The organism is Mesorhizobium sp. M0601 (assembly GCF_040320845.1).
GTDB lineage: Bacteria > Pseudomonadota > Alphaproteobacteria > Rhizobiales > Rhizobiaceae > Mesorhizobium.
Genome location: NZ_JAMYQK010000002.1, coordinates 34,679 through 58,739 on the forward strand (window position 1 = coordinate 34,679; position 24,061 = coordinate 58,739).

At 63.6% G+C, this 24,061-nt stretch carries 22 protein-coding genes and 1 other RNA gene; 4 read left to right on the forward strand and 19 right to left on the reverse strand.

What is annotated here, in order from left to right:
• Positions 1-5 precede the first annotated feature (5 nt).
• The 3 genes from bfr to NKI41_RS02690 are packed head-to-tail and all read right to left on the reverse strand — an operon-like array spanning position 6 to position 2,117.
• Entirely contained in the window at positions 6-491 is a 486-nt protein-coding gene (gene bfr, locus NKI41_RS02680; protein ID WP_023676883.1) for a bacterioferritin, read from the reverse strand.
• Entirely contained in the window at positions 457-768 is a 312-nt protein-coding gene (locus NKI41_RS02685; protein WP_023676882.1) for a (2Fe-2S)-binding protein, read from the reverse strand. The genes bfr and NKI41_RS02685 overlap by 35 nt, the downstream gene beginning before the upstream one ends.
• Positions 769-824: 56 nt before the next feature.
• Positions 825-2,117 (reverse strand): imelysin family protein, encoded by a 1,293-nt coding sequence (locus NKI41_RS02690; RefSeq protein WP_502901194.1) that lies wholly within the window; start codon positions 2,115-2,117, stop codon positions 825-827.
• A 423-nt stretch (positions 2,118-2,540) separates the two neighbouring features.
• Between NKI41_RS02690 and NKI41_RS02695 the strand changes: the two genes are divergently transcribed.
• Positions 2,541-3,794, forward strand: a complete 1,254-nt coding sequence (locus tag NKI41_RS02695; protein WP_352681258.1) for an NAD(P)/FAD-dependent oxidoreductase — start codon at positions 2,541-2,543, stop codon at positions 3,792-3,794.
• Between the two features lie 9 nt (positions 3,795-3,803).
• Here NKI41_RS02695 and NKI41_RS02700 read toward each other — a convergent pair whose 3' ends face one another.
• The 12 genes from NKI41_RS02700 to ffs all read right to left on the reverse strand — a co-directional run bounded on the left by NKI41_RS02700 (position 3,804) and on the right by ffs (position 16,789).
• Entirely contained in the window at positions 3,804-5,081 is a 1,278-nt protein-coding gene (locus NKI41_RS02700; RefSeq protein WP_352681260.1) for a 4-aminobutyrate--2-oxoglutarate transaminase, read from the reverse strand.
• Positions 5,082-5,435: 354 nt separating this feature from the next.
• The gene (locus NKI41_RS02705) at positions 5,436-6,185 is read right to left on the reverse strand and encodes an ABC transporter ATP-binding protein (RefSeq protein WP_352470049.1); all 750 of its coding nucleotides are present in this window, start codon (positions 6,183-6,185) and stop codon (positions 5,436-5,438) included.
• A complete protein-coding gene (locus NKI41_RS02710; protein ID WP_352681262.1) occupies positions 6,182-7,015 on the reverse strand; it encodes an ABC transporter ATP-binding protein in 834 nt (277 codons plus the stop codon). Before NKI41_RS02710 ends, NKI41_RS02705 begins: the two co-directional genes overlap by 4 nt.
• A gap of 10 nt (positions 7,016-7,025) precedes the next feature.
• Complete coding sequence (gene nikC, locus NKI41_RS02715) at positions 7,026-7,946, reverse strand: nickel transporter permease (protein ID WP_352448584.1); 921 nt, start codon at positions 7,944-7,946, stop codon at positions 7,026-7,028.
• A 13-nt stretch (positions 7,947-7,959) separates the two neighbouring features.
• A complete protein-coding gene (locus NKI41_RS02720) occupies positions 7,960-9,027 on the reverse strand; it encodes an ABC transporter permease (RefSeq protein WP_352681264.1) in 1,068 nt (355 codons plus the stop codon).
• 31 nt (positions 9,028-9,058) lie between these two features.
• The gene (locus tag NKI41_RS02725; protein WP_352681266.1) at positions 9,059-10,702 is read right to left on the reverse strand and encodes an ABC transporter substrate-binding protein; all 1,644 of its coding nucleotides are present in this window, start codon (positions 10,700-10,702) and stop codon (positions 9,059-9,061) included.
• 201 nt (positions 10,703-10,903) lie between these two features.
• Positions 10,904-12,181 (reverse strand): lytic murein transglycosylase, encoded by a 1,278-nt coding sequence (locus tag NKI41_RS02730; RefSeq protein ID WP_352681268.1) that lies wholly within the window; start codon positions 12,179-12,181, stop codon positions 10,904-10,906.
• 138 nt (positions 12,182-12,319) lie between these two features.
• On the reverse strand, positions 12,320-12,925 hold the full coding sequence (recR, locus tag NKI41_RS02735) for a recombination mediator RecR (protein ID WP_023676872.1): 606 nt from the start codon (positions 12,923-12,925) through the stop codon (positions 12,320-12,322).
• A 241-nt stretch (positions 12,926-13,166) separates the two neighbouring features.
• Positions 13,167-14,105, reverse strand: a complete 939-nt coding sequence (locus NKI41_RS02740) for a cell wall hydrolase (protein WP_352470045.1) — start codon at positions 14,103-14,105, stop codon at positions 13,167-13,169.
• Positions 14,106-14,394: 289 nt separating this feature from the next.
• Positions 14,395-14,718, reverse strand: coding sequence for a YbaB/EbfC family nucleoid-associated protein (locus NKI41_RS02745; protein WP_352470044.1), 324 nt, complete (start codon positions 14,716-14,718; stop codon positions 14,395-14,397).
• Between the two features lie 31 nt (positions 14,719-14,749).
• Positions 14,750-16,588: a DNA polymerase III subunit gamma/tau gene (locus NKI41_RS02750; RefSeq protein ID WP_352681270.1), complete on the reverse strand. Its 1,839-nt coding sequence runs from the start codon at positions 16,586-16,588 to the stop codon at positions 14,750-14,752.
• A gap of 104 nt (positions 16,589-16,692) precedes the next feature.
• Positions 16,693-16,789, reverse strand: an RNA gene (gene ffs / locus NKI41_RS02755) — signal recognition particle sRNA small type.
• A gap of 359 nt (positions 16,790-17,148) precedes the next feature.
• Between ffs and NKI41_RS02760 the strand changes: the two genes are divergently transcribed.
• From NKI41_RS02760 to NKI41_RS02770, 3 genes are read left to right on the forward strand one after another with little or no spacing between them, the layout of a single operon-like run.
• On the forward strand, positions 17,149-17,568 hold the full coding sequence (locus tag NKI41_RS02760; RefSeq protein WP_023676868.1) for an HIT family protein: 420 nt from the start codon (positions 17,149-17,151) through the stop codon (positions 17,566-17,568).
• Between the two features lie 38 nt (positions 17,569-17,606).
• Positions 17,607-18,548 (forward strand): NAD(+) diphosphatase, encoded by a 942-nt coding sequence (gene nudC, locus NKI41_RS02765; protein WP_352470042.1) that lies wholly within the window; start codon positions 17,607-17,609, stop codon positions 18,546-18,548.
• A 25-nt stretch (positions 18,549-18,573) separates the two neighbouring features.
• Complete coding sequence (locus NKI41_RS02770; RefSeq protein WP_292662251.1) at positions 18,574-18,876, forward strand: Dabb family protein; 303 nt, start codon at positions 18,574-18,576, stop codon at positions 18,874-18,876.
• Positions 18,877-18,893: 17 nt separating this feature from the next.
• Here NKI41_RS02770 and NKI41_RS02775 read toward each other — a convergent pair whose 3' ends face one another.
• From NKI41_RS02775 to NKI41_RS02790, 4 genes are all read right to left on the reverse strand, one after another.
• Positions 18,894-19,835 carry a 2-hydroxyacid dehydrogenase gene (locus NKI41_RS02775; RefSeq protein WP_352681272.1) on the reverse strand — a complete coding sequence of 314 codons (942 nt, stop codon included), beginning with the start codon at positions 19,833-19,835 and terminating at the stop codon, positions 18,894-18,896.
• A gap of 95 nt (positions 19,836-19,930) precedes the next feature.
• On the reverse strand, positions 19,931-21,562 hold the full coding sequence (locus NKI41_RS02780) for an ABC transporter ATP-binding protein (RefSeq protein WP_352681274.1): 1,632 nt from the start codon (positions 21,560-21,562) through the stop codon (positions 19,931-19,933).
• Positions 21,559-22,698: an ABC transporter permease gene (locus tag NKI41_RS02785; protein WP_352681276.1), complete on the reverse strand. Its 1,140-nt coding sequence runs from the start codon at positions 22,696-22,698 to the stop codon at positions 21,559-21,561. Before NKI41_RS02785 ends, NKI41_RS02780 begins: the two co-directional genes overlap by 4 nt.
• Positions 22,698-23,792 (reverse strand): microcin C ABC transporter permease YejB, encoded by a 1,095-nt coding sequence (locus NKI41_RS02790; RefSeq protein WP_352681278.1) that lies wholly within the window; start codon positions 23,790-23,792, stop codon positions 22,698-22,700. The genes NKI41_RS02785 and NKI41_RS02790 overlap by 1 nt, the downstream gene beginning before the upstream one ends.
• Positions 23,793-24,061: the final 269 nt, after the last annotated feature.

The window sequence follows — 24,061 nt, forward strand, 5'->3', positions numbered from 1 at the left end:
TGTCCTTATTCCGCCTCGTCGGCCGACGCTGCGTTGAGTTGACCGTACTTTTCTTCGCCGATCGAGGCGAGCAGGTCGAGTTGCGTCTCGAGAAAGTCGATGTGACCTTCCTCGTCAGCCAGCAATTCCTCGAACAGCTTCATCGTCACGTAGTCGCCTGCTTCGTTACAAACCTCGCGCGAACGCTTGTAGGCGGTGCGCGCGTCATATTCGCCGGCAAGATCGGATTCGAGCACTTCCTTGACATTCTGCCCGATGCGCAGCGGCGCCACGGACTGCAGGTTCGGATGGCCCTCGAGGAAGATGATGCGCGCCACGAGCCGGTCGGCATGGTGCATTTCCTCGATCGATTCAGCGCGTTCCTTCTTCGCTAGCTTGGCATATCCCCAGTCTTCCAGCAGCCGGAAATGCACCCAGTATTGATTGACCGCCCCAAGTTCCAGAAACAGAGCCTCGTTAAGCCGCTCTATGATCTGCTGTTCGCCTTTCATGGGTTCTGCTCCCGTATTGGACGCGCAGGCCTCTGACGCGATCCAGGTGTGAAACGATGTCCACGCCACTCGCCGCCGAGCGGGCATGGTAATTTTCGGTGACCCGAATGATCGTTTCGACCACATTTGGGAAGCAGCCGCAACAGCGACCGCGCTTGTGCATGGCGTGATAGACCTTCGCCGGCACGATCAGCTGCCAGGGGTCCTCATCCAGCAGTCCGACGATCGTCTGCTCTATCTCCTTTTCGGTGATGATGTTGCAATGGCAGATCAGCATTTGTCGCTCTGGCTAACGGCGCTTCGTTGCGTCGCGTGGCTGGTGGTTTCGATAGTCTATTGGAACACCTTGTCCGGTGAATCGAGGCTGTCCGAGCCCTCGAAGGCTATCGCATTGAGCTTCAGGGTACCGACGGCGCGTTCGATCGACTTGGTCTGATCGACCAGCGCGTCGCTCGCCGCCTGCACAGTGGCATTGCCTTCCGTGTTGCCTTCTCCGATCTGCTGGTCATAGGCCTCGCCGGCAAGCGCCCGTGCCTTGATGGCCTCCATCTTGGCGACGGTGACGTCCAGTTTGTCCGACAATTCCTTGTCAACCGCCGGGTCGGCCGCCTTGACCATGTCGGCGACCGACGGCCCCTCGACGACAGTGCCGTCGAGCCGCTTGTAGCTGCCGTGATAGGCGGCACGGATGCCGATCGCATCGTAAAGATGGGAGTTGTAGGTATTGTCGGAGAAGCAATCGTGCTCCTCTTCCGGGTCGTGCAACAAGAGGCCGAGCTTCATCCGCTCTCCGGCGAGCTCGCCATAGGACAGCGAGCCCATGCCGGTGAAGATGGTCGAAATGGCGGCGTTCGGCTCGCCATCGACAAGGTTCTTGCGGGCGGCGCCGCCTTCCTTCCAGTCGTCGACCATATCTTTTAGATCGGAAACCAGAAGGTCGCTCGCCGATTTCAGATACTGTCCGCGACGGTCGCAATTGCCGCCGGTGCAATTGGCGAGGTCGTAATCGGTGTAGGGCCGTTCGCCGGCGCCCGGACCGGTGCCGTGCAGGTCCTGGCCCCAAAGCAGGAACTCGATGGCGTGATAGCCGGTCGCCACATTGGCCTCGATACCGCCGGCCTCCTGCAGGGTGCCGGAGAGGAACTCCGGCGTCAGGTCGGTGGCGTCGATCTTCTTGCCGTTGATCTCGATCGACTTGTTGGCGATCACATTGGCGGTGTAGAGCGCGTTGGCGTCCGACTCGGTGCCGTAGCTCTTGGCGACATAGTCGATCAAGCCTTCGTCGAGCGGCCAGGAGTTCACCTTGCCTTCCCAGTCATCGACGATGGCGTTGCCGAAGCGATAGACCTCGGTCTGCTGATAGGGAACGCGCGATGCCTTCCAGGCCTCGCGGGCGGCGTTCAGCGTTTCGGCAGATGGCTTGGCGAGCAGCGCATCGACAGCCTTGTCGAGCGCCTCGGCCGCGATCAGCGAATCCTCGTATTTGGCGAGTGCAATGTCGGAATAGGTCTTGATGACCGCCTTGGCATCGGTTTGCGCCTTGGCCGGCAGCACGAACACGGCCGCCGTCAGCATCGCGGTGGCGCCGATCGCCGCAAGCCTGCCGCCATACCGCGCCGTGATCATCGTTCTCATGATTGTCTCTCCTCGGGAATCAATGAAATGCCGGCGCCTCGGCGGGCAGCTGCCAGCGGGCAAAGAAGGGTCGCGCCATCGCGCGGTTCGCGGAAGAAAGACACCGAAATGCCTCCAATCGAAAGGGTTCAAGGCCCAGACATCAAAGGGATGCGCTGACGCGCGAGCTTCCATAAAACGGCGAAGACGCCGGATGTCAACTGGTGGCGTAGAAAAAATTCAATTGAAACAATAGTTTAGAATTATTCTAAACTAGAACTGTCAACTTTAACACCGACGTATGAGGAATGCCGGCGCATGACGCAGTTGACAGGCGGCCGTTCCGGGTGCGACCCGGATCGGCGCTCTTGCGGCGGCGCCGGACAATCGCCACCTGGCGAGACGTCCTAGATTTGGATGAGGAATCGGGCTGTTATGAAGAACGGGGTCGTCATTGTCGGTGCGGGTCATGCGGGCGTGCAAGCGGCCGCCAGCCTGCGCGAAGAAGGCTATGACGGCCCGGTGATCCTGGTCGGCGACGAAAACGAATTGCCCTACCACAAGCCGCCGCTGTCGAAGACCTTCATCAAGGATCAGCAAGCAAAGCCGCAGCCGTTGCGCGGCGAGGCTTTTTATACCGGCAGCGCCATCGACTTCCGGCCAGGCATCCGGGTCGAGCGGATCGACGTAGGCGGCCGCAGGCTGGAGATATCGGGCGGCGGTGTGTTGCCGTTTGACCGGCTGATCCTCGCCACCGGCGCGCGGCCGCGCCTGCTGCCGCTGCCGGGTTCGGAGCTTTCCGGCGTTGTGTCGCTGCGCTCGCTCGGCGATGCCCGCCTGATCCGCGAATTGAGCGCGCAAAGCGAGGAGGTCGTCATCCTCGGCGGCGGCTTCATCGGCCTGGAGATTGCCGCGACGCTCACCGCGGCAGGCCGCAAGGTCACGGTGGTCGAGGCGGTCGACCGGTTGCTCGGCCGCGCCGTGGCACCGGTCATCGCCGGCCATGTGCGCCAGCGGCTGGAGGCCACCGGTGTGCGCATCCTTACCGGCACCACCATCGAACGGCTGGAGGACGAGAACGGCCGTGTTTCGGCTGCAATCACCTCATCCGGCGAAAGATTGCCGGCGCAGATGGTCGTCATCGGTATCGGCGTCGTGCCGAATGTCGAACTGGCCGAAGCCGCCGGCATTGTCATCGCCAACGGCATCCGCGTCGACCAGCAGATGCGTACGTCGGTGCCGGAAATCCTCGCCATCGGCGACGCGGCGTCTTACCGGCACTGGTTCACCGGCGGCGACGTGCGGCTGGAATCGGTGCAGAACGCCACTGACCAGGCGCGGCTCGCCGCACGCACCATCGCCGGCCACACCGACAATTACTCGGCGGTGCCGTGGTTCTGGTCCGATATCGGCGACATGAAGCTGCAGATGGTCGGCCTGATTTCGGGCGGCGACAGCCATGTCGTGCTGGGCGACGTGGCCGAGAACAAATTCTCCATCTACCACTATGCCGGAAGCCGGCTGCTCGGCATCGAGTCGGTCAACCGGCCGGGCGACCATATGCTTGGCCGCAAGATGCTCGGCGCCGGCTTTTCGCCGTCGCCGCAGATTGTCGCGACCGGGCCCGACGGGCTGAAGGCGGCTCTCGCCGCCTTCCAGGAAGGAGAGCCTGTCCGCGCTGCAGAATAATCGTATCGCTCAGGCGGCGCGGGCCTCGCGGATCGAACTTTCCAGAATGTCGAGCGCCTCGTTCATGACGCCATCCTGGATGGTGATCGGCGCGAGGAAGCGGATGACGTTGCCGTAGACGCCGCAGGTCAGCAGGATCAGGCCCTTGTCGAGCGCCTTCAGCCGGACCGCATTGGCGAGTTCCGGCGACGGCAGGCCCTTCGTCACATCGTTGAACTCGATCGCGTTCATGAAGCCGGGGCCTCTGATATCGACGATTTCCGGGACTTCGTCGCGGATCGCTTGCAGGCGCTGCTTCAGCCGGTTGCCCAGCGTGTTGGCCCGGTCGCAGAGCTTCTCCTCGTCGATGACGTCGAGCACGGCATGCGCCGCGGCGACGCCGATCGGGCTGCCGCCATAGGTGCCGCCGAGTCCGCCGGGGTTCGGCGCATCCATGACCTCGGCACGCCCGGTGACCGCTGCCAAGGGGAAGCCGCCGGCCAGGCTCTTGGCCATGGTGGTGATGTCGGCCGCCACTTCGTGGTGGTCCATGGCGAACATCTTGCCGGTGCGGGCAAAGCCGGTCTGCACCTCGTCGGCGATCAGCAGCATGCCATGCTGATCGCAGATCTTGCGCAATGCGGTCATGAAATCGCGCGGCGCCTCGTAGAAGCCGCCCTCGCCCTGCACCGGCTCGACGATGATGGCGGCAACGCGGGCCGGATCGACGTCGGCCTTGAACAGCCGGTCGAGCGCAGCCAGCGAATCGGCGACCGACACGCCGTGCAGTGCAACCGGGAACGGCGCATGGAAGACATCCGCCGGCATGGCGCCGAAGCCGACCTTGTAGGGCACAACCTTGCCGGTCAGCGCCATGCCCATGAAGGTGCGGCCGTGAAAGCCGCCGGAAAAAGCGATGACCGCCGGCCGGCCGGTGGCGTTGCGCGCGATCTTGATCGCGTTCTCGACCGCCTCGGCGCCGGTGGTGACGAAGATCGTCTTCTTGTCGAACTTGCCGGGCAGCATGCCATTCAGCCGTTCGGCCAGCCTGATATAGCTCTCATAGGGCACGACCTGATAGCAGGTGTGGGTGAAGCGGTCGAGCTGCGCCTTGACCGCTTCGATCACCCTGGGGTGACGGTGGCCGGTGTTGACGACGGCGATGCCGGACGAAAAATCGATATAGCGGCGGCCTTCCACATCCCAGATCTCCGAGTTTTCGGCGCGATCGGCATAGATCTGAGTGGTCATGCCGACGCCGCGCGAAATCGACTGGCTCTTGCGTTCGGAAATGGCTGAATTTGTCATCGTATCCCTCACCGGGCCGGCGCCCGCTCTCGTTGATGGCTGTTGAGACTCTTCTGGGCTTATTTCAGGTTTTCCTCAAGTTGGCACTGGCGGCGGGCGATTGGGCCTGCCCGTCCGGCGGGCGACCTGACACAAAGTTGCCAAATCCCGTTCCTTCGCGCCCCCCTCTGTCCTGCCGGACATCTCCCCCACAAGGAGGGAGATTGGCAGCTTCGTCGGCAGCGTTCCTTCTATAACGTTGGCGATTGGCGAAATCAGTGGTGACAGCCAATCTCCCCACCCGTGGGGGAGATGGCCGGCAGGCCAGAGGGGGGCGCGAAAGAACACGACGCGGGGAATTGAAAGCAAGCCTACTCACGCCGTCCGCACGAACCCCTCGCTGGCCCTCAGCAAATTGCGCGTATAATCCTTGGTGACACGGCGTTCGACAAGATCGTCCGCGGTCAGATTCTCCATCGCCTCGCCGTTCTGCATCACCATCAGCCGTTCGCACATGTGGGTGATGATGGCTAGGTCGTGGCTGACCATCAGGAAGGTCAGCTTGCGGCGGCGCCTGATCTCTTCCAGCAGGTTCAGCACCTCCGCCTGCACCGAAGCGTCGAGCGCCGAGGTCGGCTCGTCGAGCAGCAGGATCGACGGTTCCAGAATCAGGGCGCGGGCGATCGCCACGCGCTGGCGTTGACCGCCGGACAATTGATGCGAATAGCGAAAACGGAACCCGGTGCCGAGGCCGACCTCGTCGAGTGCCCGCTGGATGCGCTTTTCGCCGTCGGTGAAGCCGTGAATGGCGAGCGGCTCCTGCAGCAGGCGGTCGACGGTCTGGCGCGGGTGCAGCGAACCGTACGGGTCCTGGAAGACCATCTGCACCTCGCGGTAGAACGCCTTGTCGCGGCGCGCGCCGAGCGTTTTGCCGTTGACCGCGATGGTGCCCGAAGCGGCCGGCGCCAGGCCGGCGATTGCCCTGAGCAACGTCGACTTGCCGGAGCCGGACTCGCCGACCAGGCCGAAGGATTCACCGGATTCGACCTCGAGGCTGACGCCTTTCAACGCGCGGAAGCGGTCGAAGACCACCTCCAGCCTGTCGACGGAAAGCGCTGCCGTCATGCTGCCCACTCCGGCTTGCGGTCGAGCACCGGCAGCGGGTGACGGTCGGCGCCGATCTTGGGCATGCAGTTGAGCAGGCCGCGCGTATAGGGATGCTGGGCGCGGCCGAGCTCCGAGGCTTTGAGCTGTTCGACCACCTTGCCGGCATACATGACGATGACACGATCGCAGAAGGACGAGACCAGGCGCAGATCGTGCGAGATGAAGATCAGCCCCATGCCGCGCTCGCTGACCAGCCGGTCGAGGATGCCGAGCACGTCGAGCTGGACAGTGACGTCGAGTGCCGAGGTCGGCTCGTCGGCGATCATCATCTCCGGCCCGGCGATCAGCATCATGGCGATCATGGCGCGCTGGCCCATGCCGCCGGAAACCTCGTGCGGATGCAGGTCGAAGACACGGGCCGGATCGCGGATCTGCACCGCCTCCAGCATGGCCAGCGCGCGGTCGCGGGCTTCGGCCTTGGAGACCTTCTCATGCGTGCGCAGCGTCTCGACGATCTGGCGGCCGATGCTCATCACCGGGTCGAGCGAATATTTCGGATCCTGCAGGATCATGGCGATACGCTTGCCGCGCAGCGCGCGGCGCTCGCGCGCCGAGGCGGCCAGCAGGTCGATGCCGTCAAAAGCGAGCGTCTTCGCGGTCACCTCGGCCTGCGGCGGGGTGACGCCCATGATGGCGCGGCCGGTCTGCGACTTGCCCGAACCGCTCTCACCGACGATGCCGAGCCGCTCGCGGCCGAGCGAGAAGGAAACGCCGCGCACCGCCTCGATCAGGCCGGTGCGCGTCGGGAAGGTAACGCGCAGGTCGTCGACTTCGAGAAGCGTGCTCATTGGTCGCCACTCATTGGTCACCGCTTCGGGGATCGAGCGCGTCGCGCAGGCCGTCGCCGAGCAGGTTGAAGCCGAGGCTGACGATGAGGATGGCAAAGCCCGGCGCGCCCGCAACCCACCACTGGTCGAGCACGAAGCGGCGGCCCGACGCGATCATCGCGCCCCATTCGGGCAGCGGCGGCTGCGCGCCGAGGCCGAGGAAGCCGAGGCCGGCCGCGGTCAGGATGATGCCGGCCATGTCGAGCGTCACCCTGATGATCAGCGAGGAGATGCAGAGCGGCATGATGTGGCGAAGCACGATGCGAAACGGCGAGGCGCCCATCAATTGCACCGCCTTGATGTAATCGGAATTGCGCACCGTCAGCGTTTCGGCGCGGGCGATGCGGGCATAGGGCGGCCACGAGGTGATGGCGATGGCAAGCACGGCATTTTCGATGCCGGGGCCGAGCGCCGCGACAAAGGCCAGCGCCAGGATCAGCTTCGGAAAGGCGAGGAAGATGTCGGTGATGCGCATCAGGATCGCATCGGTCCAGCCGCCGGCATAGCCGGCGACGGTGCCGACCAGCAAGCCGATGGGCGCGGCGATAATGGCAACCAGAATGACGACGTAGAGTGTCCAGCGCGAGCCGAAGATGATGCGCGAATAGATATCACGGCCGAGATCGTCGGTGCCGAACCAGTGCGCGGCACTTGGCGCCAGGAGCCGCGAGCCCTTGAGGTCGCCGAATGTCGGCGAATAGGGCGCCAGCACATCGGCGAATGCCGCGACCACCAGCAGGGCGACGATGATGAGCAGGCCGGCAAACGCCAGCCGGTTGGCGGAAAAGCGCCGCCACGCCACATAGGCGCGGCCGAGCCTCGCCTGCACGCGCGACGCCGGCCGCTCGCTGAGCAGCCAGTCGCGGCGGGTTTGAATCGCTTCCGTGCTCATCCTGCCTTGGTCCTCATCCTGCCTTGGTCCTTGGATCGAGCAGCCGGTAGAGCAGGTCGGAGAATAGATTGATGGCGATGAAGACAGAGCCGATGATGATCGTGCCGCCAAGCACGGCATTCATGTCGGCGTTCTGCAGTGAGTTGGTGATGTAGAGGCCGATGCCCGGCCACGAAAACACTGTCTCGGTCAGCACCGAGCCTTCGAGCAGCCCGGCATAGGACAGAGCGATCACCGTGACCATCGGCACCGCGGCGTTGCGCAGCGCGTGACCCCAGATGATGCGCGTTTCCGACAGGCCCTTGGCGCGCGCTGCGACGATGTATTCCTGGGTGAGTTCGTTCAGCATGAACGAGCGCGTCATGCGGCTGATGTAGGCGAGCGAGAAATAGCCGAGTAGCGAGGCCGGCAGGATGATGTGGCGGAAGGCATCGGCAAATACGTCCCACTGCCGCTGCCAGAGCGCATCCAGCAGGTAAAAGCCGGTAATCGGCGTGAAGGTGTATTCGTAGACGACGTCGAGCCGGCCGGGAAAGGCGACCCATTGCAGCTTGGCGTAGAACAGCACCAGCGCCAGCAGCCCCAGCCAGAAGATCGGCACGGAATAGCCGACAAGGCCGATGATGCGCACGATCTGGTCGATGACGCTGCCGCGCCGCACGGCGGCCAGCACGCCAAGCGGCACGCCGATCACCGAACCGATCAATGTTCCTAACGTCGCCAGTTCGAGCGTCGCCGGAAAGGCGCGGCGGATATCGGTCATCACCGGATTGGTGGTCAGCACCGAGGTGCCGAAATCACCGTTCAGGGCATGCTTGACATAGATGTAGAACTGCTCGACCAGCGGCAGGTCGAGGCCCATCTCGCGGCGCGTTCGCTCGACGACGTTGGCCGGCGCCCGGTCGCCGAGCACCGCCAGCACCGGGTCGATTGGGATCACGCGGCCGATGAAGAAGGTCACCGCGAGCAGACCGAGATAAGTCGTTATCGCGATGACCAGGAACCGGGCGATCGATGAGGTCACGGCAACGGCGCGGGCGCCGCCGCGCCCTGCCGTCACTTCGCTTTCAACTACGCTCATACGGCGCGTCCGCCGGCGTCACTCCCCGGCATCACTCTTTCGAGACGGGGCCGACGAAGTTGGTGTCGAAGCTCGGGCCGAGCGCAAAACCCTTGAGGTTCTTGCGCAGGCCGGCCACTTCCAGCTGCTGGTGGATGATGACGAAGGGGCTGGTATCGAGGATCTTCTTCTCGAGATCCTGGTACATTGCGGCGCGCTTGGCCGCGTCCTTCTCGAGCAGGGCGGCTTCGGTCTGCTTGGTCAGGTCCGGAATGTCCCAGGCGTTGCGCCAGGCCAGCGTCTTGGTCTTGCCTTCATCCGAATTGTCCGGGTTGCTGGCAAAGGTCTGGGCATTGGAGTTCGGATCGAAATAATCCTGGCCCCACTGGCCGATATAGATGTCGTGGTTGCGGGCGCGGTATTTGGTCAGCGTCTGCTTGCCGTCGCCGGGGATGATCTCCAGCTTGATGCCGGCCTGTCCCAGCGTCTGCTGGATCGATTCCGCCATGCCCGTCGTCGGCTGCCCGGTACGCACGTCCATGGTGACGGTGAAGCCGTCGGCGAGGCCGGCCTTGGCGAGCAGTTCCTTGGCCTTGGCGACGTCGAGCTTGAACGGATTCTCGTCCAGCTCGCCAAGCACGCCTTTCGGCAGGAAGGTCTGATGGATCTCGCCGATGCCCTTGAGGATGGTCGAGCTCAAGGCGTCGTAGTCGACCAGATATTTGAACGCCTGGCGAACCTCGGGCTTGGCCAGGTTGGCGTTCTTCTGGTTGAGGCTGATGTAATAGACCGTGCCCTTCGGCGCGCTGGTGGTGGTGAGGTCGGCATTCTTGGCGATCGCATCGAGGTCGTTCGGTTCGAGATTGCGGGCAACGTCGATGTCGCCGGCCTCCAGCGCCAGGCGCTGGCCAGAGCTTTCCTTCATGTTGCGATAGATGACGCGGGCAAGCTTGGCCTTCTCGCCGTAGTAATTGTCGTTGCGCTCCAGCACGACGGCCTCGTTGGCGCGCCATTCGCGCAGTTTGAAGGCACCGGAGCCGGCATAGCCGGTCTTTAGCCAGGCATTGCCGAAATCATTGTCCCATTTGTAGTCGGCGCTCGGCGTGACCGCCGCGACATGCTCCTTGACCAGCTTGGCGTCGACGACCGAGGCGACCGTCGCCGACAGGCAGTTCAGCACGAAGCTCGGCGCATAGGCCTTGTCGACCGTGAACTGGAACGTGGTGTCATCAACGGCCTTGGCCTTCTCGGTGACGTTGCCGCCATCGATACCGAACTGGCCGATAATAAAGGCCGGGCTCTTGTCGAGCTTGATGGCGCGCTCGAACGAATAGGCGACGTCCGCCGCTGTGATCGGATTGCCGGAGGCGAATTTGAGGCCGGGCTTGAGCTTGAACGTGTAGGTCAGGCCGTCGTCGGAGACGCTCCAGCTTTCGGCGAGATCGCCCTTGACCTTGGATGTGTCGCTGAGGTCGAGGCGTACCAGAAGATCATAGGTGTTGCCGGTGACCTCTGCGGTCGACAATTCGAATGCTTCGCCCGGATCCATGGTGATGATGTCGTCGATGGCGAAACCCTCGACCAGCGTGTCGGCGGGCGTGACCGCGAAGGCAGGCGCACCGGCCAGAAGCAGCGCGGACATGGCCGCGCCCGCGAGCAAGAAGCGGGAGCGTAGAGCAAACTTTTCCATCATCATTTTAACTGTTCCCTGTTTTTATTGACCTGAGTTCCCGGCTCAGAGTTGTGGCATTTCTTGCCGCGTCGAACGGTGATCCCCGGACCGTTGTCTTGGCAATTTTTTGTGCGGTTCCGGTTCACCATATCCGGCGGTTTCGAGCGCGGCAACGAGCATTTGCAGAACGGTCGATTGGGCCAGACCGGCGGTGCGAAAATCCGGCTATTTCAGCGCGGTAACCAGGTCGGCGTCGGGAAAGCAGGTAGCGGAACGGCCGTTGCTTGCCTGCCATTTGCCGATCGAGCGGCGCGTCTTGAAGCCAGGCAGGCCGTCGGCGCTGCCGACATCGTAGCCCCTGGCTTCCAGCGCCCGCTGCAGGGCGGCGATGTCGGAGCGGTAGAGCCCGCCGACCGCGCCCCAATTGCCCGAGAAATTGCTGTCGCCATGGGCGATGCGATCGGCGCCATGGCCGATGAACAGGGCATAGAGATCGCTGGTGTTATACTGCTTCAGCACATAGAAATTGGGGGTGACGATGAAGGCCGGGCCGCTACGCCCGGCCGGCATCAAAAGAAAGCCCTCGGCTTTCAGTTCGCTCGCCGGGAACGGTTTACCCGACACACGCCTGATGCCCATATCAGCCCATTGGGAAATCTTCTTGCCCTGGTCCGGACCTTCGAGCGAGCACGAGACGCTGTCCGGCACAGTCACCTCGAAGCCCCAGCCGCGGCCCCTGACCCAGCCATAATGGACGAGATAATTGGCGATCGATGCCAGTATATCGGGCGTCGAATTCCAGATGTCGGTGCGGCCGTCGCCGTCGAAATCGACGGCATGCTTGAGGAACGATGTCGGCATGAACTGCGGCTGGCCAAGCGCGCCTGCCCAAGACGATTTCATCGCGCCGACCGGGGCAAGCCCGCGCTCGACGATCTCGAGCGCAGCCAAGAGCTCGGTGCGGAAGAATTCCTTCTTGGTCGACATGAACGCCTTGGTGCCCAGCACCTCGAAGGCGTCATAAGGCATCTTCGCCGCACCGAAGCCGCTCTCGCGGCCCCAGATCGCCAGCAGCACTTCGCCAGGCACGCCGTAGCGTTTCTCGATCGCGGCAAGAGTCCTGGCGTTGGTCGCCTCGCGGGTGCGGCCGCCGGCGGTCACCGCTCGGACTATCTTTTCAGCGAAATAGGCGCCCGGCGAACCGAATTCGGCCTGATGCTGCTTCTGCGGCGTCGTCGCCTTCTCGCCCGGCTTCACCAGGTCGGGCAGCTTCAGGTTCGGCTTGACGCCTTCGAAGGCGGCATCGAAGGTTTTCCTGGAGATGCCTTTGGCATTGGCTTCGGGCCAGAGGTCGTTGCTGAGCCAGGCGCGGAACTGGTCGTCGATCTTTGCGGCGGAGGCGGGGGTGGCGAGGATCAACCCAAGTAGGGCTGCTAGAAACGAGAGGCAGGCTAGTGTGCGAGCTCGGCGTTCTGTCGCGCCCCCCTCTGTCCTGCCGGACATCTCCCCCACTTGGGGGTGTTTGGACCGGAGACATCGCGAACAGGTGTGCGAGGACATCGCGAACAGTTTGGCGCGCTTTGGACAGAGGGGGGCGCGAAGGAACGCAGTCATCTCAAGAGCACCCTTCCCCCAACCTGCTCAAAACACTGTCCGCGACTTCAGTGCTGCGGCCAGCGTACCTTCGTCGAGATAATCGAGTTCGCCGCCGACCGGAACACCGTGCGCCAGGCGCGTCACCTTGATGTCGAAGCCGGAAAGCTGGTCGGTGAGGTAGTGCGCGGTGGTCTGGCCCTCGACAGTGGCGTTGACGGCGAGGATCACTTCCTTGACTTCGCCACCGGCGACGCGATCGACCAGCGAACGGATGTTTAGCTCATCAGGACCAATGCCGTCGAGCGGCGACAGCGTACCGCCGAGCACATGGTAACGCACGTTCATGGCTGTCGCCCGCTCCAGCGCCCAAAGGTCGGCCACGTCCTCGACGACGATGAGCGTAGTGGGGTCGCGGCGGGGGTCGGTGCAGATCATGCATGGATCCGAGGTATCGACATTGCCGCAGGTCGAGCAGATGCGCACCTTGTCGACCGCCTCGCCCATGGCGGCGGCGAGCGGCGCCAGCAGCTGTTCCTTCTTCTTGATGAGGTGGAGCGCGGCACGGCGTGCCGAACGCGGACCGAGCCCCGGCACCTTGGCCAGCAGCTGGATCAGGCGTTCGATCTCGGGACCGGCGATTCGCTTCGACATCGCACCGGTTTAGGATTTTTCCGCGCGCTTTGGAACAGTTGAGCGGCCAGGGGCTCCGCTCTTCCCTTCTCCCCTTGTGGGAGAAGGTGGATTGGCGCGCAGCGCCAAGACGGTTGAGGGGTGTTGGCCGGAGCGCCGTCGATGCCAAGCTGGAGCACCCCTCATCCGACCTCGCTCCGCGAGGCCACCTTCTCCCACAAGGGGAGAAGGGAAGGCCGACGTCGCGGCCAGTGCTGCCGCCTCAGTTTTCTTCCAGTGGTCGGGTCTGGCCGGCGATCATCGCGCCGATGGCGTCGGTGTTCTCGGGCGTCGCCTCGAACGACATTGTCGGCTCTGCCGGCGCGGCCTGGAAGGAGGTGACAGGCCGCTCGCTCGCGGTTCCGCCAAAACGGGCCGCATCCGGCTCCTGCATTGGTTCCTGCAGCGCCACAAGCATCGGCTTCTCCGCCGTCGCCTTCTCCGGGGTCGCCATTCCGGCGGTCACCCTTGTCTGCTTTGCCGGCAGCGATGCGGCGGCGGTAACATAGGTTGCCTTGGCAAATGTCGGCTTGACCTCGCGAGCCGGCTCCGCCGAGGCGACAAGTATGGCCTGAGCGGCAGGCGCTTGCGGCTTGGCCTGGGCCATGGCGACCACCGGTTCGTCCGGCAGCGGCTGCCAGTTGCGGCCGCGCTTTTCATAGAAGGCATTGCCGCCGGCGACCATGGTGTAGTGCATGTTCTTGTAGGGGAAGCGCAGGCCGGCGGTGTGGAAATACATGGTGTTCTTCAGCTTGGCTTTGCGCTCGCCCTTGAGCACCGCCTCGGCGGCTTCCTCGACGTCGGGCATCGCCTTCGAATTCATCGGCCGTGTCATGACGCCCGGCGCGAACTGCCCGCGCTCGCCGACGACCTGGCAGATGGTGTTGCCGTGATTGCCGGACCGCAGCCGGTTCATCACCACGGTGCCGACCGCAATCATGCCGTCACGGCTGGAGCGGTTGGACTCGAAGAACATCGCCCGCTCCAGGCATTCCTTCTCCTTCGGCGTGGAATTGTAGGAGCGCGAGCTCAGGAAACTCGGCGTAATGGCATCGGTCAGGCTGGACATGCCGTGCGAGGCGGTCTGACTGCAAGCGGCCAAAAACAGCGGCGAGATAACGACGCCGAGCCGCAACGGCGTCTTCCATCGGGTAGAGATCAACAGGTGTCCCCTCAATTCTGCTGCCAGCCCGCCCCTGGTTGCGGCAAGAATGAGACACTTTCAGGCAAAAAGATGGCTAAAGCGTTATTAAGTGTGGGGAGTTGCCCAATAGACACAGTTGGCGGTAGAGCGAGCACTGGGCCGCTGCACTCTTCGGCCACTGTAACGGCATACCGATTGACTAGCGCGTCGCGTTCGACCGGCCTCATGCGACGCGCTTTAGGTTCTTGTTTTGATGCATGTCGTTATCGCAAAACCGCTGCACTCTTTTGCGCGACATGCACTAGCCTTAGAACGGCAGTTTCATTCCCGGCGGGATCGGTAGGCCCGCGGTCAGCGCCCTGGTCTTCTCCTGCATGATCTGCTCGACCTTGGTCCTGGCGTCGTTGTGGGCAGCGAGAAGCAGGTCCTCGAGAATCTCGACCTCGTCTTCCTTGAACAGCGCCGGGTCGATCTTCAGCGACTTCATCTCGAATTTGCCGGTCAGCGTCACGCTGACCAGGCCGCCGCCGGCCTGCCCGGTGGCTTCCAGCGTGGCGATCTCATCCTGCATGGCCTGGAACTTGGCCTGCATTTCCTTTGCCTTGCCCATCATGCCGAGAAGGTCTTTCATCGCACTGTCCTTTGCAGCTGGTCCAGGTTGTTCAGGTTTCGTCGTCGTCGGCCGGCGGCTCGACCGGCACTTCGGCCTCGTCGGCTTCCGGCGCATCGGGAATGCGCACGTCGATGATCTTGGCACCGGGAAAGCGCGCCAGGATGGCGGCGACCGTCGGGTCGCTCTTGGCATCGAGGAAGGCGTTTTCGCGCTTTGTCGATTCCATCTCGGCCAAGGTCTGGCCGCCCTCGTCCTTCGACAGCGACACCAGCCAGTTGCGGCCGGTCCAGGCGCGCAGCTTGGCGGTCAAATCATTGAGCAACATCTTCGGCGCATCGTCGGTCAGGCTGACGTCGATACGACCGGGCTCGATGCGCACCAGGCGCACGCAACGCTTCACCAGCACCTTGAAGGCCATGTCGCGCTGGGCGTCGGCAAGGGCGACAATGTCGGCCAGCGATTTCACCGGCACCGGCGGCGCCTCGACCGCCGGCTCCGGCGGAGCAACGAAGTTGGTCGGCACGGGCTCGGCCTCGACCAGGCGCATCGTCTCGACCAGGCGCATTGTCTGGGCGCCGCCATTGGACGTCGGCATCCGCGCCTGCGCCACGGCGCCGGCACCACCGCCTGCAGGCGCATGGTTTGCGGGGCCGGGGCTTGCCGGCGTGCCATTCGCGCGCGGCGCGGCACCCGGCAGGGAAACGCCGTTCTCCAGCGATTTCAGCGCCTCGTCCAGCGTCGGCAGGTCGGCGGCATGGGCCAGCCGGATCAGCACCATCTCGGCGGCGCTGACCGGGCGGTTGGAGGTCTGCACCTCGGGAATACCTTTCAAGAGGATCTGCCACGTCCGCGACAGCACCTTGACCGACAGCGTGCTGGCGAAATCGGCGCCGCGCCGGCGCTCGTCCTCGGACAGCGAGGCGTCGTCGATGGCAGCCGGCACGAAACGCAGACGGGTGACCAGATGGTTGAACTCGGCAAGGTCGGTCAGCACCGCGGCAGGATCGGCGCCGGTATCGTACTGGGCACGGAATTCGGCAAGTGCGGCGGCGACGTCTCCCTTCATGACATGTTCGAACAGGTCGACGATGCGGGCACGGTCGGCAAGGCCGAGCATGGCACGCACCGCTTCGGCGCTGACCGCGCCGCCGCCATGGGCGATCGCCTGGTCGAGGATCGACTGCGCATCGCGCATCGAGCCTTCGGCCGCGCGCGCGATCATCGCCAGCCCATCGTCTTCGACTTCGATGCCCTCCAGACCGGCTATCCTGGCAAGGTCGGCCTTGATCATTGCCGCATCGATGCGCCTGAGGTCGAAACGCTGGCAGCGCGACAGGACGGTGATCGGCACCTTGCGGATTTCGGTGGTGGCGAAGATGAACTTGACGTGCGGCGGCGGCTCTTCCAGCGTCTTCAGCAGGCCGTTGAAGGCCTGGTTGGAAAGCATGTGCACTTCGTCGATGATGTAGACCTTGTAGCGCGCCGACACCGGGGCGTAGCGCACACGCTCGATGATGTCCCTGATGTCGTCGATGCCGGTATGCGAGGCGGCGTCCATCTCGATGACGTCGACATGCCGGCCCTCCATGATCGCCTGGCAATGCTCGCCGAGCACGGCAAGGTCGACGGACGGCTGGTCGACTGTCGATGTTTTGTAGTTCAGGGCCCGCGCGAGTATGCGCGCGGTCGTCGTCTTGCCGACGCCACGCACGCCGGTCAGCATCCAGGCCTGGGCGATGCGGCCGGTGGCAAAGGCATTGGTCAACGTGCGGACCATCGGCTCCTGGCCGATCAGTTCGGAGAAATTCGACGGTCGGTATTTGCGCGCCAGCACGCGGTAGGCGGCAGGCTTGTCCAATTTCCCGGCCTCGTTTCCGGCTTCGCTCATTCGCCCGTTAAGCTCCAAGGGCTGCCACTGGAGGCGGCCGATTCCTGCGCATAGTTTCGCCCGCACGGCTTGGCGCCGTCAATGTCGGGGCAAAAGGCGAAGAGGCGGGAGGCTGGAACAATGACCCGTTCCGGGCTCGTTAGGGCTGCTTCCTTCCGGACCTGACCCGGTTGGCGAGTGGACCGTCCACCACCAACCTCCCAGCCTCCATATCGGCAATCCGGCGATGAAATGCAAGTGCGGATGATAGGGGCCTTGAGCGACGGCGAAAGCTGAAACCAAAAACCCGCCTTGGCGGGCGGGTCGTTGGTGCGAATAATCACCATAGCGAGATTACTAGCATAGCTGCCGGCACAAAGCAAGAACAAAATGTGGCCGCGATCAAAATCGTCGACCTCGGCGGGGCAGCGCCAACCTGATGCAATTTGCCCGGGCCCTCACTTCTTCGCGCACAATCAGCGCCGCGACGGCCAATGTTGCTTGCTGCCCCTTGCGGCCCCTGGGAAGCCGCTCTAGCGTCGATGGAGTTCAAAAAACGTCAAAAAGTGAGGGAAACGCCGATGCTGCCGGGCCTCAAGGCCGGATTCACGCTTGACGCCCAGCTGGAAGCCGACAGCGAACAGCTGATGTGGCTCGGCCTGTGCGAATTGCGCGTCATGAACGACCGCCGCTGGCCATGGCTGCTGCTGGTGCCGCAGCGGCCGGGCATCGAGGAAATCCACGACATGACGCCGCTGGACCAGGCGATGCTGACCTTCGAGACCAACATGGTGGCGCTGGCGCTGAAGCGGGTGACCGGCTGCACCAAGATCAACACCGGCGCACTCGGCAACATCGTGCGCCAGCTGCATGTACACGTCATTGCGCGCTCGGAAGGCGATCCCGGCTGGCCCGGCCCGGTGTGGGGGCACGGCCTGCGCGAGCCCTATCAGCGCTCCGACCTTCGCAAGTTTGCGGAAAAGATCAAGGCAGCGCTATAAGCCTCTCCCGTGTCCACCTTGAACCTTCCCGAGTCTGCATGAGCTTTCGCCTGTTTGACGCGCCCTTGCGCGAGCCGAGCCAGTTCGTCGGCTTCGCCGGCAACATTATCGACCGGCAGTCCGAAAACCGCGCCGACGATTCCGTCGAAAAGGCACTCGCCGATCCCTCGGCGCGGCTTTTGCTGATGCGTGGCGGCCGGCTCTATCTGAAGCTTGCGCAAGGCGCATTCGACCCCTGGTTCGGCGTGGCCGAATGCCGGCCGCTCGAAGCATCGCTCGAAAACGGCGTCCTGCTCGGTTTTTCCGAAAGCGGCCCGGTGCTGGCGGTGCCGGCCGGGGTCGAGCCCGAGCAGCTTCCCGAGACGATCAAGGCGATCGACTATCGCTCGGTCTATATGCAGGGGCTGATCGACGAAGCGGCCGCCGGCGCGCTGGCGCAAGGGGCGGCGCTGCTCGCCTGGCATGCCAGCCATCGCTTCTGCAGCAAATGCGGCACCGAAGCCGAGATGCGGGCGGGCGGTTACAAGCGGCATTGTCTGGCCTGCGGTACGGAGCACTTTCCGCGCACCGACCCGGTGGCGATCATGCTGACGGCAACACGCGAAAAATGCCTGCTCGGCCGCGGCCGGCATTTCGGGCCCGGCATGTATTCGGCGCTCGCCGGTTTCATCGAGCCGGGCGAGACGATCGAGGCGGCGGTGCGCCGCGAAACGCTGGAGGAAGCCGGCATCAGGCTCGGCCGCGTCGTCTACCACGCCAGCCAGCCCTGGCCGTTCCCCTATTCGCTGATGATCGGCTGCTTCGGCGAACCGCTCAATGACGATATCCAGCCCGACCTCAACGAGCTGGAAGATTGCCGCTGGTTCTTTCGCGACGAGGTGCTGTCGATGCTGGCCAGGGAACATCCGGGCGGCCTGGTGACGCCGCCGAAAGGCGCGATCGCCTATAACCTCATCCGCGCCTGGGCCGACAGCGCGTGAGACGAAGACATCGCAGGAGCAGAAAATGATCCGTCACACCGTCGTGTTCACGCTGAAACACCCGCCGCATTCGCTCGAGGAAAAACGGTTCCTCGCCGACGCCAAGAGGATTCTCACGGCGATAAAGGGCGTCACGCATTTCGAGCAGTTGCGGCAGGTCAGTCCCAAGAACGACTACCGCTTCGGCTTCTCGATGGAGTTCGCCGATCAGCGGGCCTATTCCGGCTACAACGACCATCCCGACCACGTCGCCTTCGTCCGCGACCGCTGGATCCCCGAGGTCGCGGCGTTTATGGAGATCGACTACGTGCCGCTCGGCTGGGGCTGAGACTGGAAAGCGGCGCTCTAATACCCGGCGTTGCGGTCTACCACATTTTCCAGCGGTTCGCCGCGCTCGAAAGCGTGCATCTGGCGCAGCATGATCGGCGCCAGGTGGACCGGATCGGAAGTTGCCGCCGCATGCGGCGTCACGAACACTTTCGGATGGCTCCATAGCGGGCTGGTCTTCGGCAGCGGCTCGACCTCGAACACGTCGAGGCTGGCCTCCTTCAGCGTGCCGTCGTCCAGTGCGCGCAAAATGTCGGCGTCCTTCTGCAGCCTGCCGCGCCCGGCATTGATCAGCACTGAGCCGCCGAGGCCGTTGCGCTTGCGCAGCTCCTTCAGCACGCCGTGGTTGATGATACCGTGCGTCTGCGGCGTCAGCGGCAGCAGCACCACCAGGATGTCGGTGGCGTTTAGGAACGGGATCAGGCCGGCCTCGCCCGCGTAAGTCGAGACACCTTGCATCGGCCGATCGCTGCGCGACCAGCCATTGACGGGAAAGCCGAGCGACAACAGCACCGATGCCGCCGCGCGGCCAAGCGTGCCGAGCCCCATAATGCCGACCGAGATGTCGCTGGCCGGCCGCTGCTGCGGTTCATGCCAGATCTTCTTCTGCTGCTGGGCGCGGTAGAGCATGCCTTGGCGATGGTGATCGAGCACCCGCCAGACGACGTATTCGGTCATGTACTGGGTCAGGTTGTCGGCCACCACCTTGACGACCGGTACGTCGGGCAAGGTGGGATCGGCGAAGATGTGGTCGACGCCGGCGCCGATCGAGAAGATGGCGCGCAGATTGGGCAGCGACGACAACAGGTTCGGCCGCTGTTTCCACACCACAGCATAGGTAATCGAGGGATCGCCGGCGCCGTTCGGCTCGAGCACCACCTCGCGCTCCGCCGACAGCAGCTCGCGCCAGCGCAGCGGATGAATACCGGTGAGGGCAAGCAGGATGCGGCCTTTTTCCATTGCGGATTGTTTTTCCCTTTTTACCAACAGCGTTCGCGTCCCGACGCGCAAGGCGCGGCAGCGTTTTGATTTTGTGCATGATCTCTGGCGAAAATCTACTCGCTGACGATGCCGACCGGCGCCGTTTCGATCTTGAAGGCGGCCGAGATCAGCGCCTTTGTATAATCGGTCCGCGGGTTGCCGAAAATCTGTTCGGAAGGTCCGGCTTCGACGATCCTGCCGTTGCGCATGACAATGACTTCATTGGCGAGCGCGCGGATGACCCTCAGATCGTGGCTGATGAAGAGGTAGGCGAGGTCGTGCTTGGCCTGCAGGCTGCGCAAGAGGTCGACGACCTGTGCCTGCACGCTCATGTCGAGCGCCGAGGTCGGCTCGTCCAGCATGACGAAACGCGGGTTGAGCACCATGGCGCGCGCGATGGCGACGCGCTGGCGCTGGCCGCCGGAGAATTCGTGCGGATAGCGGTTGCGCGTCGCCGGATCGAGGCCGACTTCCCCGAGCACGTCGACGACTCTGCTGTCGCGCTCATCGGGCGACAGCTTCGGCTCATGGATCTTCAACCCTTCCTCGATGATCTCGGCGACCGACATGCGCGGACTGAGCGAACCGAACGGATCCTGGAAGACGATCTGCAACTCGCGCCGCAACGGCCGCATTTCGTTGAAGGACAGCTGATCGATGCCGCGTCCGTTGAACTGGATGGTCCCGGTCGACGAGATCATCCTGGCCAGCGCCAGGCCGAGCGTCGTCTTGCCTGAGCCGGATTCGCCGACGACGCCAAGCGTCTGGCCGGCCCGCACGGCGACGTCGATGCCGTCGACCGCCTTCACATTGTCGACGGTGCGCCGGAAGAAGCCCTTCTTGATCGGAAACCAGACCTTGACGTCCTTGCCGACCATCACCGGCTTGGCGGTCTGGTTGGCCGCCGGCGGCTTGCCTTTCGGCTCGGCGGCAAGCAGATGCCGCGTGTAGGCGTGCTGCGGATTGGCGAATATCTCCTTGGTCGGGCCGGTCTCGACGATCTTGCCCTTGGTCATCACGCAGACCCGGTCGGCGATCTTCCTGACGATGCCGAGATCGTGGGTGATGAACAGCATCGACATGTTCTTGCGGCTTTTCAGGCCGGCCAGCAATTCGAGGATCTGCGCCTGGACGGTGACGTCGAGCGCCGTCGTCGGCTCGTCGGCGATCAAAAGTTCAGGCTCGTTGGCCAGCGCCATGGCGATCATGACGCGCTGGCGCTGGCCGCCGGATAGCTGGTGCGGATAGGCGTCGAGCCGTTTTTCCGGTTCGCGGATGCCGACCTCGTGCAGAAGTTCCAGCGTGCGCGCCTTGGCTTTGCGATCCCCCAGGCCCTGATGCAGCTTCAATACCTCGACGATCTGCTGCTCGATCGTATGCAGCGGGTTGAGCGAGGTCATCGGCTCCTGGAAGATCATGGTGATCTTGTTGCCGCGCACGCGGCGCAGGTCTCTCTCGTCGGCGGCAAGCAGGTCGGCGCCGAGAAACAGTATCCTTCCCGACGGGTGGCTGGCGGTCGGATAGGGCAGCAGCTTCAGCACCGACAGCGCGGTGACCGACTTGCCGGAGCCGGATTCGCCGACCAGCGCCACCGTCTCGCCCTTGGCAAGGTCGAAGGAAATATGGTCGACGGCGATCGACTGGTCGCCGGCTTGCGTGAAGGCGACGCTGAGATCCTGGACCGAGAGCAGCGGGGTGTCGCTCATCTGAACGTCTTGCGCGGATCGAAGGCGTCGCGGGTGGCCTCGCCGACGAAGACCAGCAGCGACAGCATCAGCGAGATGACGACGAAGCCGGAAATGCCGAGCCAGGGCGCGTTGAGGTTGCGCTGCGCCTGCTTCAACAGTTCGCCGAGCGAGGCGGAGCCGGGCGGCAGGCCGAAGCCGAGATAGTCGAGCGAGGTCAGCGTCGAGATCGAGCCGCTGAGCAGGAAGGGCAGGAAGGTCAGCGTCGCCACCATGGCGTTGGGCAGCAGATGCCGGAACATGATGGTGACGTTGGACACGCCGAGCGCGCGCGCCGCATTGACATATTCGAAGTTACGGGCGCGCAGGAACTCGGCCCGCACCACGCCGACCAGTGCCACCCAGGAGAACAGCAGCATCAATCCAAGCAGGATGAAGAAGCCGGGCGGCAGGATGGCGGCAACGATCAAGAGCAGATACAGCACCGGGATCGCCGACCAGATCTCGATGAAGCGCTGGAACAGAAGATCGGTCCAGCCGCCGAAATAGCCCTGCAGAGCGCCGGCCGCCACGCCGATCAGCGCCGAGCCGGCAGTCAGGATCAGGCCAAACAGCACCGAGATCCTGAAGCCGTAGATGACGCGCGCCAGCACGTCGCGGGCCTGGTCGTCGGTGCCCAGCCAGTTCCAGTTGCCGACGTTGCAATTGGGGTCTGCCTCGCCTTTCGGATACTGGTTGCAGCGCGTCTTCTTGTCGTAGAGCCAGGACGGCTTGGTCGGTGCTGCTTCGGGAATAGCGTTGTTGACGGTCTGGTAGGAGTAGCGCACCGGCGGCCAGACCATCCAGCCATTGGCGTTGATCTCGTCCTGGATGACCGGGTCGCGGTAGTCGGTGACCGCATAGAAGCCACCGAACTTCTCCTCGGGATAGGCGACCAGGACCGGGAACAGGATCTCGCCCTTGTAGGAGGCGATGATCGGCTTGTCGTTGGCGATCAGTTCGGAAACCAGCGACAGCACGAACAGGAACAGGAAAATCCACAACGACCAGTAGCCGCGCCGGTTGGACTTGAAGTTCTGCAGGCGCCGCTGGTTGAGCGGCGACAGAAAGGGCCGCGCGATCCGAGGCGGCGCCGTTTCGGCTGTCACCTGCGCCATCAGACGTCTCTCCGCTCGAAGTCGATGCGTGGATCGACCCAGGTATAGATCAGATCGGACAGCAGCCCGACGAACAGGCCAAGCAGCGAGAAGATGTAGAGATTGGCGAAGACCACCGGATAGTCGCGCTGCACCACCGAGTTGAAACCAAGCAGGCCGAGGCCGTCGAGCGAAAAGATGTTCTCGATCAGCAGCGACCCGGTGAAGAATGCCGAGATGAAGGCACCGGGAAAACCGGCGATGACGATCAGCATGGCGTTGCGGAAGACGTGGCCATAAAGCACCTGCCGCTCCGACAGGCCCTTGGCGCGGGCGGTGACCACATATTGCTTGCGGATTTCCTCGAGGAAGGAATTCTTGGTCAAAAGCGTCGTCGTGGCGAAGGCCGACAGCACCAGCGCGGTCAGCGGCAGGGTCATATGCCAGAAATAGTCGACGATCCGCTGCGGCCAGGACAGCTGGTCCCAATTGTCGGAGGTGAGGCCGCGCAGCGGAAACCAGTCCCAGAACGAGCCACCGGCAAACAGCACCATCAGCAAGATGCCGAACAGGAACCCGGGAATGGCGTAGCCGACGATGACGACGCCGCTGGTCCAGACGTCGAAGGTGGAGCCGTCCTTGACCGCCTTGCGGATGCCGAGCGGGATCGAGATCAGATAGGACAAGAGCGTGATCCACAGCCCGATCGAGATCGACACCGGCATCTTTTCCAGGATCAGGTCGAGCACCGATATGTCGCGGAAATAGCTGTCGCCGAAATCGAAGCGGAGATAGTTCCACAGCATCATGCCGAAGCGCTCGAGCGGCGGCTTGTCGAAGCCGAACTGCTTCTCCAGCTTCTTGATGAATTCCGGATCGAGCCCTTGCGCGCCGCGGTATTTCGAGCCGACGTCGCCGGCGACATCGACATTGGCGCCGCCCGCATCGCCCCCGCCGCCGCCAAGGCGATCGCTGCCGCCCTGGTTGGTCAGCCTGGCGATGACCTGCTCGACCGGCCCGCCTGGAGCAAACTGGATGACGGCAAATGACACCGCCATGATACCGAACAGGGTCGGGATCATCAAAAGGATGCGGCGCAATATGTAGGCGCCCATCAGGCTTTACCCTCCTTGAGGACGACCATTGTGTCTGAAGGTGCCCCTAAGGCAATCGCCCCAGGCCAATTGCCGAAGACGGTGCCGCCCTTCATTGTCCTGCCGGACATTTCTCCCCGTATAGTGACGGGGAGAAAGGGGCTGGCCGTAGTCTCGGCGCTTCTATTGCGACGCTTATGATCGGCGAAACCATCGATGAAAGCGCCCCTCTCCCCGTCGCTATACGGGGAGAGGATGCCGGCAGGCAGGTGAGGGGCGGCGCCAGCGCT